Annotated in this window: 14 protein-coding genes; 9 read left to right on the forward strand and 5 right to left on the reverse strand. The window is 48.8% G+C overall.

Features of this window, described 5'->3' with window-relative positions:
* Window positions 1-8: 8 nt before the first annotated feature.
* Together proC and BM359_RS10870 are read right to left on the reverse strand one after the other, a co-directional pair.
* A complete protein-coding gene (gene proC, locus BM359_RS10865) occupies window positions 9-833 on the reverse strand; it encodes a pyrroline-5-carboxylate reductase (protein ID WP_054489221.1) in 825 nt (274 codons plus the stop codon).
* Entirely contained in the window at window positions 833-1,543 is a 711-nt protein-coding gene (locus BM359_RS10870; protein WP_054489219.1) for a YggS family pyridoxal phosphate-dependent enzyme, read from the reverse strand. Before BM359_RS10870 ends, proC begins: the two co-directional genes overlap by 1 nt.
* Window positions 1,544-1,579: 36 nt before the next feature.
* Here BM359_RS10870 and BM359_RS10875 point away from each other — a divergent pair, with 36 nt between their 5' ends.
* Window positions 1,580-2,614, forward strand: coding sequence for a type IV pilus twitching motility protein PilT (locus BM359_RS10875; protein ID WP_054489217.1), 1,035 nt, complete (start codon window positions 1,580-1,582; stop codon window positions 2,612-2,614).
* Window positions 2,614-3,654, forward strand: a complete 1,041-nt coding sequence (locus BM359_RS10880) for a metallophosphoesterase family protein (RefSeq protein ID WP_054489216.1) — start codon at window positions 2,614-2,616, stop codon at window positions 3,652-3,654. The genes BM359_RS10875 and BM359_RS10880 overlap by 1 nt, the downstream gene beginning before the upstream one ends.
* Here the strand turns inward: BM359_RS10880 and BM359_RS10885 are convergent.
* Window positions 3,632-5,188, reverse strand: coding sequence for an amidase (locus BM359_RS10885; protein WP_054489213.1), 1,557 nt, complete (start codon window positions 5,186-5,188; stop codon window positions 3,632-3,634). The genes BM359_RS10880 and BM359_RS10885 overlap by 23 nt on opposite strands.
* A gap of 126 nt (window positions 5,189-5,314) precedes the next feature.
* On the opposite strand from BM359_RS10885, the gene tsaD reads away from it, so the two are divergent.
* Window positions 5,315-6,349, forward strand: coding sequence for a tRNA (adenosine(37)-N6)-threonylcarbamoyltransferase complex transferase subunit TsaD (gene tsaD, locus BM359_RS10890; RefSeq protein ID WP_054489395.1), 1,035 nt, complete (start codon window positions 5,315-5,317; stop codon window positions 6,347-6,349).
* Here tsaD and plsY read toward each other — a convergent pair.
* Entirely contained in the window at window positions 6,333-6,923 is a 591-nt protein-coding gene (gene plsY, locus BM359_RS10895; protein WP_054489211.1) for a glycerol-3-phosphate 1-O-acyltransferase PlsY, read from the reverse strand. The genes tsaD and plsY overlap by 17 nt on opposite strands.
* 97 nt (window positions 6,924-7,020) lie before the next feature.
* Here plsY and folB point away from each other — a divergent pair, with 97 nt between their 5' ends.
* Both folB and folK read left to right on the forward strand, forming a co-directional pair.
* Complete coding sequence (gene folB, locus BM359_RS10900; RefSeq protein WP_054489209.1) at window positions 7,021-7,404, forward strand: dihydroneopterin aldolase; 384 nt, start codon at window positions 7,021-7,023, stop codon at window positions 7,402-7,404.
* Between the two features lie 11 nt (window positions 7,405-7,415).
* Window positions 7,416-7,925 carry a 2-amino-4-hydroxy-6-hydroxymethyldihydropteridine diphosphokinase gene (folK, locus tag BM359_RS10905; RefSeq protein ID WP_054489207.1) on the forward strand — a complete coding sequence of 170 codons (510 nt, stop codon included), beginning with the start codon at window positions 7,416-7,418 and terminating at the stop codon, window positions 7,923-7,925.
* Here folK and BM359_RS10910 read toward each other — a convergent pair.
* On the reverse strand, window positions 7,922-9,034 hold the full coding sequence (locus BM359_RS10910) for a tRNA nucleotidyltransferase/poly(A) polymerase-related protein (RefSeq protein WP_054489205.1): 1,113 nt from the start codon (window positions 9,032-9,034) through the stop codon (window positions 7,922-7,924). The genes folK and BM359_RS10910 overlap by 4 nt on opposite strands.
* Before the next feature lie 109 nt (window positions 9,035-9,143).
* On the opposite strand from BM359_RS10910, the gene BM359_RS10915 reads away from it, so the two are divergent.
* From BM359_RS10915 to BM359_RS10930, 4 genes are all read left to right on the forward strand, one after another.
* Entirely contained in the window at window positions 9,144-10,574 is a 1,431-nt protein-coding gene (locus BM359_RS10915; RefSeq protein WP_054489203.1) for an ExeA family protein, read from the forward strand.
* Window positions 10,575-10,576: 2 nt separating this feature from the next.
* A complete protein-coding gene (locus BM359_RS10920) occupies window positions 10,577-11,284 on the forward strand; it encodes a general secretion pathway protein GspB (protein ID WP_054489200.1) in 708 nt (235 codons plus the stop codon).
* Window positions 11,285-11,393: 109 nt separating this feature from the next.
* On the forward strand, window positions 11,394-13,178 hold the full coding sequence (locus BM359_RS10925) for an acyl-CoA dehydrogenase C-terminal domain-containing protein (RefSeq protein ID WP_054489198.1): 1,785 nt from the start codon (window positions 11,394-11,396) through the stop codon (window positions 13,176-13,178).
* Window positions 13,168-13,605, forward strand: a complete 438-nt coding sequence (locus BM359_RS10930) for a hypothetical protein (RefSeq protein WP_054489196.1) — start codon at window positions 13,168-13,170, stop codon at window positions 13,603-13,605. Before BM359_RS10925 ends, BM359_RS10930 begins: the two co-directional genes overlap by 11 nt.
* The last annotated feature ends 49 nt before the right edge of the window (window positions 13,606-13,654 follow it).

The raw sequence follows: 13,654 nt of genomic DNA on the forward strand, positions 1-13,654 counted from the left end.
AGTGACTCCTAGAAGAGTTTCGCCATTTCCTGATTACGGTTTACCGCTGCTTTTACGGCTTTTTCCGAAATGCCGTGTAAGTCAGAGTCCTGGTAGGCTTCAACACCTTTAGCTGTTGAGCCGCCTTTACTGGTGACTTGCTTGCGCAAGTCTTCTAATGACAGTTCACTTTCTTTAGCCATTTGTGCGGCGCCTAAACAGGTTTGCTGAACCATTGCGCGGGCTTTCTCTGCATCAAAGCCAAGCTCGGTCGCTGCTTTTGCAAGGCTGTCCATAAACTCGAAAAAGTAAGCTGGTCCGCTTCCGGCAACAGCACCGAGAATATCGAGCTGATCTTCATCACTAACCCAGAGGGTTTCACCTACACCGTTAAATGCTTCTGTGACAAAGTTTTTATCGGCATCGTCCACTGAGTTGTCTGTGACTAACCCCGACATGCCCTGGCCAACCAATGATGGCGTATTGGGCATAACGCGGATAATACGGATGTTTTCGCCTAAATACTCGCGATATTTCGGAATACGAATACCCGCAGCAATGGTAATAATTAGTTTGTCGGTCAGGTTGTGGATATTTTCACGTAAGTGAGCACAAACTTCTGCCATTAACTGAGGCTTAACGGACAATACGATAGCATCAGCATTATTCACAACTTCCAGATTGTCATTGCTGGTATTAACGCCCAGCTCCGACTTCATTTTCTCTAATTTGGCATCGCTGGGGTTACTGACCCAGACTTTGTCAGCAGGGTAACCGCTTTTACACATACCACCGACAATGCTTTGTGTCATGTTACCTGCGCCGATAAAGGCAATATTGCGAATGTCGTTCATTAGGACTCCCGTTCTCCAAAAATTGCTGTTCCAATACGTACCATGTTAGCACCCTCAAGCACTGCTTGTCGCATATCGCCCGACATCCCCATGGATAAGGTATCAATTTGCTCGCCACAGGTTTGTTGCAGTTGCTCATAAAGGCGAAACATGTGCTGAAAACTTTGCTTGCGTTGCTCTTCCGTTGTTCCTGCTTTGAGTATGGTCATTAAGCCGCGTAATTTAAGCTTTGAGCAGCTCATCACATACTCAGCTAATTCTTCAACTTGCTCTGGCGCCAGACCCGACTTGTTGTCATCGTCGTCAATATTCACCTGTAGTAAAATGTTGAGTTGCTCGAGACTGTCTGGGCGCTGTTCATTCAGGCGGCGAGCTATTTTTTCCCGCTCCACGCTTTGTACCCAGTCAAAGTTCTGAGCAATATCTTTTGTCTTATTGGACTGAATCGGTCCAATAAAGTGCCACTGGACCGGGTCGGGTATGTGTTCTTTTAGCTGGGTGATTTTATCAACCGCTTCCTGAACGTAGTTTTCGCCGAAATGCATTTGTCCGGCGGCGATTGCGGCTTTTATTGCATCCAAAGAGTGTTTTTTACTCACGGCTAGCAGTTTCACTGACTGCCCATGTTGCGACTCTTCGGCTAAAATCTGCAATTGCTGACGTATTTCCGCAAGATTATTTGTTATCTTTTCTGATACCTTAGTTGTCATTGCCACCGTCATCTCACTGATTCAGGAATAAGATATATGAATGTTAACGAATTACTGGCCTTTAGTGTGAAACAAAATGCCTCGGACTTACATCTGTCTTCCGGCAGTGTTCCTATGATTAGAGTGGATGGGGACATTCGGCCATTAAATCAACCCGAGCACCAGCCTGATGAGCTGAAAGATATGTTGTTTGAGGTGATGAGCAAAGGTCAGTGGCAGGAGTTTGAAGAAAAATTTGAGTGTGACTTTTCGTTCGAGCTTGAAGGCATTGCGCGTTTCCGGGCGAATGTATTCACACAACGAAAAGGTATTGCGGCAGCGTTTCGTATGATCCCCAGTGAAGTCACCACACTGGAACAACTGGACGCTCCTGAAATATTTAAAGACATTGTCAGTGCCAACCGTGGTTTAGTTTTGGTGACCGGGCCAACGGGTTCCGGTAAATCAACGACCTTAGCGGCTATGGTCAATTATTTAAACCAAACCAGGTCGTTACATATTTTGACTATCGAAGATCCGATAGAGTTTGTTCACGACAACCAGAAAAGTCTGGTCAGTCAGCGCGAGGTACACCGGGATACGCGAAGTTTCAGTGCGGCGCTTCGCTCTGCATTGCGTGAAGACCCTGACGTTATCCTGGTAGGGGAAATGCGTGACTTGGAAACCATTCGTTTAGCCATGACAGCAGCTGAAACAGGACACTTGGTTTTAGGTACTTTGCATACAACGTCGGCGCCAAAAACCATTGACCGTATAATTGATGTGTTCCCGGGGGATGATAAGCCCATGATCCGCTCTATGCTGTCGGAGTCATTACGTGCAGTAATTTCACAGAGTCTGCTGAAGCGTGTTGGCGGTGGTCGCGTCGCTGCCCATGAAATTATGCTGTCGTCACCCGCTATCAAGAACCTTATCCGTGAGGATAAAGTGGCGCAAATGTACTCGTCCATACAAACAGGGGCAGAGCGTGGCATGCAAACATTGGATCAGGCGCTCAAGAAATTGGTGGCACGTGGCGATATAGAAGCAAGTGAGGCGCGCCGCTGCGCGGTGAATAAAGAGGATTTCTGATGCAAATACGGAGTGTTTGGCTGTTTTTACTACTGGCCTTTGCGTCCAGTGTGTCGGCACAACAATCAACACGAGTGGCCTTTGGTTGCTGCATTGACCATACCAGTCGGCAGGAAATCTGGGATGCCGTTAACCACGCACAGCCTGAAGTGTTTGTTTTTCTGGGCGACACGGTTGATGTCGATGCTGATGATATGGATGACCTACTCGATGCCTACGAGGTTTTTAACCGTTACCGGGGGCCGAGGGTTTTACGCCGCAACTCGGCAGTAATGTCCGTGTGGAACCGTAACGACTACAGCCTGGATGGCAACGGTGGCAAGAATAACCCGAATCGCTATGCCGTCAGGAATCACTTTTTGACCTTCTGGCGCGAACCCGCAACCTCGGAACGACTTTTTCAGACGCACGGTATCGCTAAGAGCGTGATTTTTGGCAGTGAACCACAACGTGTTCAAGTCATTGTGCTCGATGGGCGCTGGAATAGAGACCCACTCACTACCGTGGGGTGGATGGAGCGCCAAACGCGCCGTTTTAATTCTGACTTAGGTCCTTATCAGGCAAATAATACCGGTGCCTTACTGGGTGATGAACAATGGCAGTGGCTTGCTGAACAGTTACAAAAGCCAGCTGAGGTTCGTATTATTATGAGCGCGACACCGGTACTGGCTCCGGCAAACGGCTATGACAGTTGGGCGCTCTATAAACGTGAACAAAAACGCTTAAAAGAATTGTTAACTGAGCTGAAGCCCTCTGGTTTACTCTTGGCCAGCGGCGATAGGTTTTTTGGTGAATTTGCAAAGTCTGACGAGTTTCTTTCTTACCCACTATGGCAGGTAACTCCGGGTACTATTAACTTTGACGGTGATACGCCTTACCAGTCGAGTTATCGCGACGGAAAGGCTTTTACGGAAAGCCGTTATGGTCAAATTGAAGTGATATGGAAAGAGCAGCCGGAATTGGTATTAACGCTCAGAGATATTGATGGCCGGCCGCTCGATAGTCGTAAACTTAACCTTAGTCAGTTGCAACCAGATTAGGAGCTATACGATGTTGTGTGGCTTGTTCGTAAGCAAAAGCCGCTTCTATCAGTGTTGCTTCAGAGCGTGCTGCCCCAAAAAAGCTCATTCCAACAGGTAGAGCCGGTTCGTCACCTATTTGAATGTACCCCATCGGCACGGTGATGTGCGGGTACCCGGCAACTGCCGCGGGTGAACTGGCCGAACCTGAATAATTGTCTCCGAGAACATGATCAATTTTCCAGGCCGGGCTGGTTGTTGGAGCAATGAGTACATCAAGGTTGTTTTCGCTAAGCATGGTATCAATACCTTCTTTACCGGCCAGCTTTTTGCTGTTAGCCAGGGCCTGCTGATAAGCCGCTTCATCTTCCTGCGCATTGGCCATTTCAAAAAGTTCCTGGCCAAATAATAAAAGCTCTTGTTCAGCCAGTTCATTATTGGCTTCTATCATGTCGCCGAGGTTGCGGTAAGGAAGCTGGGTGTCGGCAAGGTACGAAGCCATGTCAGTCTTAAACTCATACAGCAGTACTGTGAACTCGTCACCGCCGTATTCGCCGTAGGTTGGCATTTCGACATCAACAAGTTGCGCCCCCTGCGCTTTCAGAATATCAAGCTGTTGTTCAAATTGTTTGTCCAGTAGCTCGTTGTATCCCATTAAATTGCGAACCACACCAATGCGTTTGCCTTTTAGTCCGTCTGTTTTTAAATGAGAAGCAAAGGTTGTTTCACTGCGGTAGCCGGCAGGGTCGCCCGGGTCATGTGCTTTCATTGCATCGAGCATCAAGGTAGCGCCGGTGACAGTGCGTGCCATTGGACCTGCGGTGTCCTGACTGTGTGCGATAGGAATAATACCGTCGCGACTGATAAGCCCCAGTGTTGGTTTTATGGTGACAATGCCGTTAACAGCGGCAGGGCAGACTAACGAACCATCGGTTTCCGTACCGACCGATAGCGCAACGAAGTCTGCCGCGACTGAAGTAGCGGAACCTGCACTTGAACCACAAGTTGAACGGGTTCTGTCATAAGGGTTTACGGCCTGACCGCCTATGGCGCTCCAGCCTGAACTTGAACGCGTTGAACGAAAGTTAGCCCATTCACTTAAGTTGGCTTTGCCCAGAATAATCGCACCGGCATTTCTCAGTTGTTGCACTAAAAATGCGTCGTCTTCCGGGTAATTTTCTGCAAACAGAAGCGAACCTCCGGTGTTTGGCATGCCCTCGGCGGTATCAATGTTGTCTTTCAGAAGAACCGGTATACCATGCAGTGGACCGCGAATTTTTCCCTGCTGGCGCTCTTTATCCAGCCGTTTGGCATCAGCTAATGCGTTTTCATTCAGGCTATTTACCGCTCTTAGTTCGGGACCCTGCTGATTGTTTTGGTGGATGCGTTGCAGGTAATACTGTGTGAGCTGTTCGGCAGTTAGTTGCTCCTCGTTCATGGCTTGCTGAAGCTCAGTTACAGATGCATCCTGCCAGGTAAATTCGGTGTGATCTGCAGGTGATGTCTGGCAGGCTGTTAAGGCCAGAACAAACAGAAGTGAAACCAGTTGTCTCATGCTTAAACCCTTGTTGTTTTTGTGTTTTCATAAAGTGGCATAACTTTGGACGTAAGGCGAGTCATGCGAATAAAAATCAGGTAAAATGGCAGCAATTGTCGATAAAGAACTGAAGTGGTTAGCGCTATGCGGGTATTGGGTATTGAAACCTCCTGTGATGAGACAGGGGTTGCGGTGTATGACACTGAAAAAGGGTTACTGGCACACCAGCTGTATTCTCAGGTTAAATTGCATGCAGACTATGGTGGTGTGGTGCCCGAACTTGCCTCTCGTGACCATGTGCGTAAAACGTTACCGTTAATTAAGGCGGCGCTTAAAGAAGCCGGTATTACACATCAGCAATTAGACGGCGTGGCCTATACCATGGGGCCGGGGTTAGTCGGGGCACTGTTAGTTGGCTCTTGCATTGGCCGCAGTTTAGCTTTCGGCTGGAACTTGCCGGCAGTGGGTGTTCACCATATGGAAGGGCATCTGCTGGCTCCTATGCTGGAAGAGAACCAACCCGAATTCCCGTTTGTTGCTTTGCTCGTGTCTGGTGGCCATACTCAATTAGTGCAGGTAAAAGGCATAGGCGATTACCATTTGCTGGGCGAATCCGTCGATGACGCAGCTGGCGAGGCATTTGATAAAACGGCTAAGCTAATGGGGCTGGATTATCCGGGAGGACCACGACTGGCCGCGCTGGCAGAACAAGGTAACAGTGAACGGTTTACTTTCCCCAGACCAATGACTGACAGACCCGGGCTTAACTTTTCATTCAGTGGTTTGAAAACCTCCGCAGCTAATACTCTGGCCGCTAATGATAATGACGAGCAGACTCTGGCCGATATTGCACGGGCATTTGAAGATGCGGTCGTTGATACGCTGGTGATCAAATGTCGCCGGGCATTAAAAGAAACCGGCTACAAGCGTTTAGTCGTTGCTGGTGGTGTCAGTGCCAATAAACACTTACGCGCCAAACTTGAGGCTTTGTTGCAAAAGCAAAATGGGCAGGTGTTTTACCCCCGTACTGAGTTCTGCACCGACAATGGTGCGATGATTGCTTTAGCTGGCGCCCTGCGGTTACAAGCGGGAGAACGTGAGTCACTGGCAGTAAAAACACATCCAAGATGGCCGATGACGGATTTGAAACCTATGGTGAATATTAACGACGCCGTTTAAAGGCTTTTTCTTCGCCCGACGACAAGCGCAGAATATTGGCCTGGTGACGCCAGAGAATTAATAGTGAAATCATAATAACCGGCACCGTGTATTGAGGTTTTATCCAATAAGCATAAAACGGTGCCAGGCAAACGGTTACCAGAGCGGCTAAAGAAGATACCCGGCTTATACGGAAAACTAATAACCAGGTCACAATAAGCAATAAGGCCATTTCCCAGGCCACAGGAAACATCGCACCTAAGGCGGTCGCTACGGCTTTGCCGCCACGAAAATGGAAGTAAAGCGGGAAGATATGGCCAAGGCAGGCAGCAACGGCAATTAAGCCAAGGAAAAATGGTTCAATGCCGAGAAAGTAAGACCCCCATACCGGAACCATACCCTTTAAAACATCAAACCAAAGAGTTAATAGTGCGGGAATCTTTCCGCCCACCCGGTAAACATTGGTTGCTCCGGGGTTACCAGAGCCTTCTTTGCGCGGATCAGGCAGCCCCCAAAGCCGGCAGATAACCACAGCGCTACTGATAGAGCCCAGAAGGTAGGCTGAAAGTATCATCAGTAAAGTAAGCGCTGTCATGGGGTACGAATCCCTCGTTGGTTAAGGTAGACTGCGATTAAAAGTCAATGCCCATAGAATAAGCGGTTTTTTGGGCAATTACCACGGGTTAACACAAATGGAACAAGCAGATATTGATGTCGTCAGTATTGAGGGTCTAACCATAGAAACCATTATTGGCGTTTACGACTGGGAAAAAGAAAAAAAACAGTCGTTAGTGCTGGATATTCAAATGAGCTGGGACAACCAGCGTGCAGCAACTACCGACAATATCGATGACGCTTTAGACTACGCTCTGGTCAGCGAGCGGGTTTCTGCCTGGGTGGCAGAGAAGCCGAGACAGTTAATTGAAACGGTTGCTGAAGGGGTTGCTACCTTAATTCTGAATGAGTTTGGTGTTCAGAATGTTGAAGTGCGCGTAGCTAAGCCCGGGGCAGTGCCCAATGCGAAAAATGTTGCGGTTACGGTTCGCCGAAGCGTGTTTGATAGTCCGTTTGGGTAAGAGGTAAGGTTGTGGCGCAAGTTTTTCTCGGGGTAGGCTCTAATACGGATCGTGAAAAATACATTCGTGCCGGCTTAGAAGCAATTGCCAAAAGCTTTGGCTGGCGTCAGCGTTCACGAATTTTTCGCAGTGAATCGGTTGGATTTTCCGGCAGTGATTTTTACAACCTGGTGGTAGAAGTGGAGACAAGCCGCTCGGTTACCGAGGTTTTAGCCCAGTGTAAGCGCATTGAACAGCAAAATGGACGAGTGCCTGAAAGTGCCAAGTACAGTCCACGGACGCTGGATATTGACGTGCTGCTCTATGATGATGTAATACGAGCGCAACAGCCGCAATTACCACGTGCTGAGATCCTTGAAAATGCGTTTGTTCTCTGGCCGTTAGCTGAAATTGCTGGCGATCTTCTGCATCCTGTTTTGGAAGTCAGTTATCAGCAACTGTGGGAACAGTATCAGGCGTCCAACAAGCAGGTGCCGCAGCAGTTAGAGCCTATTGAAAATACTGGCTGGCTGGAGGGTTAAACCAGCGCCTCTGCAAGTATTTGCTCGCGCTGTTCACGCAGTGCATTGCCCAGTGCTTTACCGGTGAGTCCCTGCTGCTGCAAAGCCTGAGAACTAAGTGCTGACGCTTTCTCGGCAGCTAAGCGCAGTTTTTGGTGCTGCTTATCAATAGTTGTCTTTTGTTCTGACCGACTAAACTCGGCTTCCCTTAATTGAAGTAACTGCTCGAGTTTCTCCGGGCGTCGCCAGTAGTCAATTTGTTTTAAAGTGGCCGAAAGCGACTCTGCCTCAGGAAGCTTAGCCTGGGTTATAAAGAGCTCATTATTCCTGGCAAGGGTCGCGGCATCGCGGTAGTGGTTTGGAATAGCCAGTCGGCGACAAAACTGCTTGATATCATCGGGTGTCTTTTGCTCTACAAATAAACAGGCAAAACGCAGTATTGCCGAATCTGAATAAGCTGAAGTCCTGTTGAGTCTTTGCAGCTGGCTATCACCGGCCGTGATACCCGGTAAAACCTGGGGCAGTGCGTCGATACTTTTAAGTAAGTTTAAGAAGACGGAAGGTGTTTCGCTTAACAGTGCTTTTTCCCATTCTCTCCAGACTCTCTCGGGAACTAAGTGACTGAGCTCTTCGCTTTCCGACATCTGTTGCAGTAGCTGCTGGGTTTCTGCAGCCACACTAAACCCTAAATGTGCAAAACGAGCCGCGAACCGTGCAACTCTCAAAACTCGGAGAGGGTCTTCTGTAAAAGCCTCTGATACATGTCGCAGTTTACGAGCCTCAAGGTCCTGCACACCTTTGTAAGGGTCAATAATTGTTCCGTCTTCGCTTTCTGCAATGGCATTAATGGTTAAGTCACGACGAGCAAGGTCCTGCTCGAGAGTAACCTCTGGCGAGGCATAAACGGTAAACTCTGTGTGACCTCTGCCTGACTTTCGTTCGGTACGGGCTAACGCATATTCGTCATGCGTATCCGGGTGCAAAAACACCGGGAAGTCTTTACCCACCTGCTGAAAACCCTGGTTCAGCAGCTCTTCTGAGCGGGCGCCAACGACCACCCAGTCGCGTTCATGCACGGGTAATTTAAGGAGTTTGTCGCGTACTGCGCCACCGACTAAATAGACTTCCACTGTTCACCTCAACTTTGTTTGGCATGATCATGTCGAATCACTGGTCGATGTGCAAGCAAGTCGTTACACTGTTGGACAAATAATAACATCAGCACAGTAGCGGACCGATATGTATCAAAACTATTTTGGTCTTCAGGCAGAGCCTTTTTCTATTGCCCCGGACCCAAACTACCTTTACCTGAGTGAACGGCATCAGGAAGCTTTAGCGCACCTCACGCAAGGGCTGCAGGGCAGCGGTGGTTTTATCTTATTGACCGGTGAAGTGGGGACGGGAAAAACCACGGTGTCGCGGGCGTTGCTGGAACAATTGCCAGAGTCGACTGAAACCGCCTTTATTCTGAACCCTATGCTGAATGAGGACGAATTGCTTGCCAGTTTGTGCGATGAATTTGGTATCCGTTATCAAAAACGATCCGCCACTCGTAAAACCTTGACTGACAAACTCAGTCAGTTTTTCCTGAAAGCCAATGATGAAGGTCGTCAGTGTGTGGTGCTTATTGATGAGGCTCAGCATTTGCGCCCGCAAGTGCTGGAACAGTTGCGGTTGTTAACCAATTTAGAAACTCATGATCGAAAGTTATTGCGAGTGATTTTAATTGGTCAGCCAGAGCTTCAGGATCTATTGCGCAGGCAGGAATTGCGTCAGCTGGCACAGCGAATTACCGCCCGTTATCATATTTTGCCGCTGACAGAAGCTGATACTCAACGTTATATTGCATATCGACTTCAGGTGGCAGGAGCGAACCGGCCACTTTTCAGTGCAGCTGCGGCGCGTAAAGCGCATCAACTGACTCAGGGGATTCCCCGTTTATTAAACCTGTATTGCGACCGGGCACTACTGGCGGCCTATACGGAATCAAGTGCAGAAGTTTTACCACGGCACTTACAACAAGCACATGCCGAGCTCAATGGTCCGGCTGACAGAAGAAGCGGTGTTAAGCACCAGTCACCCTTCTGGCGTTGGGCTGGCGCACTTATCTTATTCGTGGCCAGTGCTATAGGAAGCTATAGCCTGGTCAGAGAAACGGCCCCTGAGCCGGACAGGACAACCACCATGCAGTATAAGGCAGCGCAAGAGCTGGCCAGTGTATGGGGTTTACCAGAGCCTCCGTTAGACACCGATTTTTGCAAGTGGGTAGAACAATATGACCTTGCTTGCCTGGAGTTACGGCAAAGCCTGCAACAGTTGCGCAGTATTAATTACCCGGCCTTACTTTATAAACGCGACAAAATGGCGAATCTGGTTACCGATGGTACGGCTATAGACACTAACGGCTGGAATGGTGCCTTTTTAATTTTGTACCAGAAACCGCTGGCAGACAGTCCAGATGAAAAAGAACAGTGGGTGCGTGAACAAGTGCGCGAACATGTAAGTTCAGAATGGCAAAAAAAGTCATCTGAGGAGCAGTTTAAAGCGTTGCAAAAGAGCCAGGGACTTCGCGTGACCGGCAAGTTTGATGAAGCAACGATGGCATGGCTGGCCTCAAGAGCTTCAGATTTTGGGCCCAGATTGAATAAAAGAGCGAGTAAAGAGAGTTAGTCATGTCCTCCTTATTAAAAGCATTAAAGCAACAGCAGTCGCCGCTATTAAAGCAACGGTCAATATTAGACGCGTCTTTAATGGCTACCGACAATAGTACCCGACGTTGGGGGTGGCTAATATGGCCCGCAATAATTGTTGCAGGGGGAGTGCTGGGGGCAGGAACCGCTCAGTGGCTCGCGAAAGAACCAGAGCCTGAAACTGTTGCGGCGGAGCGCTTTAGTTGGGGGAAAACCGAAACCGTTGAAGCGATAAGCTGGGATGCTGAACCGCAAGAAGAAACAGTCGAGGTTGCTAAGCGCTCAGAGTTGCCAGAGCCAGCTTCCACGGACGCATCTCAACCCGAACAAACAGAACCACAGCGTGAAGCTCTCGATTTGTCTGCCGTGTCGCCCGACTTGTTAGAGCGTTTTGAAGCCGCAGTGAATGATACCGGTAGTAACACTAGTGATAATGCCGATACAAGCGTTATTCCGCCACTAGGTGAGCTTTCGCGTTCATTTCAGCGACAGGTGCCAGCCTTTAGCTACGATAGCCATATGTACCGTTCCAGTGCGTCCCAGCGATGGATTGAACTCAATGGCCAGCGACTATACGAGGGCGATGCGCTGAATCAATTGACTATTCTGAGAATAGAGCCGCAGAAAGTGGTGTTGGTGATGGATTCACAAGCATTCTCACAAGCCGCTTTAGAAGACTGGCAACCGTAGAAATTATTGACATCCCGCAAAGGGATTCATACTCTTGTGCGATAAAGTTTAAACAGGCGTTTGAATTATTTGTTTGAATGCCCCTGTGATTCATACAAGAGGTAATGATATGGCTGACTACAGAGCTCCCCGCGACGATATGGACTTTGTCCTGCACGATGTATTCCGAGTTGCCGACGACTGGCAGCAAACCCCTGAGCTTGCCGACATGATGGATGTCGAAACTGCCGGTGCTATTTTGGATGAAGGTGCCAAGGTTGCTGAAAACTTAGTAGCGCCGCTGGCCCGTGAAGCCGACGAGCAAGGCGTTAAATTTGAAGATGGGGTAGTAACAACTCCTAAAGGTTACAAAGAAAACTTTCGTCAGTTGGCTGAAGGCGGCTGGGTTGGCGTAACAGCTAATCCGGACTTTGGCGGCATGGGTTTACCTAAGTCTTTGTCGGCTCAATACGAAGAAATGCTTTGTAGCGCCGATATCGCCTTTTCTCTTTACCCGGGCTTAACCTCCGGCGCTATTATGGCAATTAACTCGCATGGTAGTGACGAACTGAAGAATCATTATCTACCGCGCATGGTTTCAGGTGAGTGGACAGGCACTATGTGCCTGACAGAATCTCATGCCGGAACAGATTTAGGCATTATTCGCAGTAAAGCGATACCAGCTGAGGACGGCAGTTTTTCTATCAGCGGCACTAAGATATTTATCACCGGTGGCGAACACGATTTAGCGGAGAATATCGTTCATTTAGTGTTGGCCAAATTACCTGATGCTCCGGCAGGTACAAAAGGCATTTCCTTGTTTGTGGTGCCTAAATTTTTGTCCGATGAGCAAGGCAACCTGACCGAGCGTAACGCCGTTAGCTGTGGCTCAATAGAACACAAGATGGGTATTCATGGGTCAGCCACCTGCGTCATGAACTTTGACGGCGCAAAAGGCTGGCTGGTCGGTGAACCTCATCGCGGGCTGCCGGCTATGTTCACCATGATGAACTACGAGCGTCTGGGGGTTGGCATTCAAGGGTTGGGAGCTGCGGAGCGCTCCTATCAAAATGCTCTGGAATACGCTAAAGATCGCATTCAGGGACGTGGCGCTAAAGCAACTCGCAACGACCAGGCCGAAGCTGACTCAATTTTAGTGCACGGCGACGTGCGCCGTATGTTGCTGACCATGAAGTCGCTTACTGAAGGCGGTCGCGCGTTCTCAACCTGGGTGGGTCAGCAGCTCGACCGCTCGAAATACGCGGAAGATGAGCAGGTTAGACAAAAAGCAGACGCGATGGTCGCGTTATTGACACCTGTCGCTAAAGCCTTTTTAACTGACACCGGACTCGAGTGCACGATTCACGGGCAGCAGGTTTTTGGTGGCCATGGTTACGTGCGGGAATGGGGTCAGGAGCAGTTGGTTCGTGATACTCGTATAGCGCAAATTTATGAGGGCACAAACGGTATTCAGGCACTGGACTTATTGGGTCGTAAAGTGTTTGGTTCGCAAGGCAAACTATTGCAGCCGTTTAATGAAGAAATTCAGAGCTTTCTGGATGAAACGGCTACCGGCAGTGAATGGATCAAGCAGCGTGAGCAATTGCAGCAGGCGCTGAATATACTGAATGGTGTCAGCGAGGAAGTACTGCAAAAGGCCGCGGGCGATGAAAACCTTGTTAACAGCGTAGCGGTTGAGTATCTGCATCTGGTGGGTTATGTTTCTTACGCTTACTTGTGGTTGAAGATGGCGATAGCAGCTGAGCCACTGGTAAACGAGAAACCCTATTTGGCAACCAAAACAAAAACGGCCCGCTTCTATTTTGCGCGTATTCTGCCACGTATTCATAGCCTGGCTTTAGCGATAAAAGACGGCAGTGAGAGCCTTTACTTACATAGTGACGATGACTTCTAAAAACGAAAAATCACAAGAAACAGCACTGACGTTTTATCGTGACAGTCGCCGCCCCCAAGCGTGGGGCGGCTTCTTTTTAGCGATATGGATGGCAATTTATATTGGTGATGCAGTTCCCCTGTGGATTATCATCACGGGCGCATTGCTGACCATGGCGATTGTTATGACGATTGTCGTGAAATTCAGGCCATTGCAGCCGGCTGCGTTTTATCGTGACCTTGAATTGACGGAAAAGCGCCTGATTTTGCCTCCCAGAACTTATCAGCTCGATAAACCACCGGTATTACACCGATACGAGAAAGACCTGGCCGGGTTGAGTTTTGCTGATGAAAAAGGACGTCGGCAGGAAATTATTATCGTTTTTAATGATAGCCTCAGGCAGAAGTTGGATGACTATCAAATAGAATTGAAAAATTACGAAGAATAAAATAAAAAGCCAGCGAGGAATCGCTGGCTTTTTTGTGCCTTACTTTTCT

This window comes from Idiomarina abyssalis (assembly GCF_900116625.1).
Lineage (GTDB): Bacteria > Pseudomonadota > Gammaproteobacteria > Enterobacterales > Alteromonadaceae > Idiomarina > Idiomarina abyssalis.

What these genes read in the sequence shown, in the direction of transcription:
- tsaD (WP_054489395.1), top strand. Translation starts at nt 5,315, where the DNA reads ATGCGGGTATTGGGTATTGAAACCTCCTGTGATGAGACAGGGGTTGCG.
- BM359_RS10925 (WP_054489198.1), top strand. Translation starts at nt 11,394, where the DNA reads ATGGCTGACTACAGAGCTCCCCGCGACGATATGGACTTTGTCCTGCAC.
- BM359_RS10920 (WP_054489200.1), top strand. Translation starts at nt 10,577, where the DNA reads ATGTCCTCCTTATTAAAAGCATTAAAGCAACAGCAGTCGCCGCTATTA.
- BM359_RS10930 (WP_054489196.1), top strand. Translation starts at nt 13,168, where the DNA reads ATGACTTCTAAAAACGAAAAATCACAAGAAACAGCACTGACGTTTTAT.
- BM359_RS10875 (WP_054489217.1), top strand. Translation starts at nt 1,580, where the DNA reads ATGAATGTTAACGAATTACTGGCCTTTAGTGTGAAACAAAATGCCTCG.
- plsY (WP_054489211.1), bottom strand. Translation starts at nt 6,923, where the DNA reads ATGACAGCGCTTACTTTACTGATGATACTTTCAGCCTACCTTCTGGGC.
- BM359_RS10880 (WP_054489216.1), top strand. Translation starts at nt 2,614, where the DNA reads ATGCAAATACGGAGTGTTTGGCTGTTTTTACTACTGGCCTTTGCGTCC.
- proC (WP_054489221.1), bottom strand. Translation starts at nt 833, where the DNA reads ATGAACGACATTCGCAATATTGCCTTTATCGGCGCAGGTAACATGACA.
- BM359_RS10885 (WP_054489213.1), bottom strand. Translation starts at nt 5,188, where the DNA reads ATGAGACAACTGGTTTCACTTCTGTTTGTTCTGGCCTTAACAGCCTGC.
- BM359_RS10915 (WP_054489203.1), top strand. Translation starts at nt 9,144, where the DNA reads ATGTATCAAAACTATTTTGGTCTTCAGGCAGAGCCTTTTTCTATTGCC.
- folB (WP_054489209.1), top strand. Translation starts at nt 7,021, where the DNA reads ATGGAACAAGCAGATATTGATGTCGTCAGTATTGAGGGTCTAACCATA.
- BM359_RS10870 (WP_054489219.1), bottom strand. Translation starts at nt 1,543, where the DNA reads ATGACAACTAAGGTATCAGAAAAGATAACAAATAATCTTGCGGAAATA.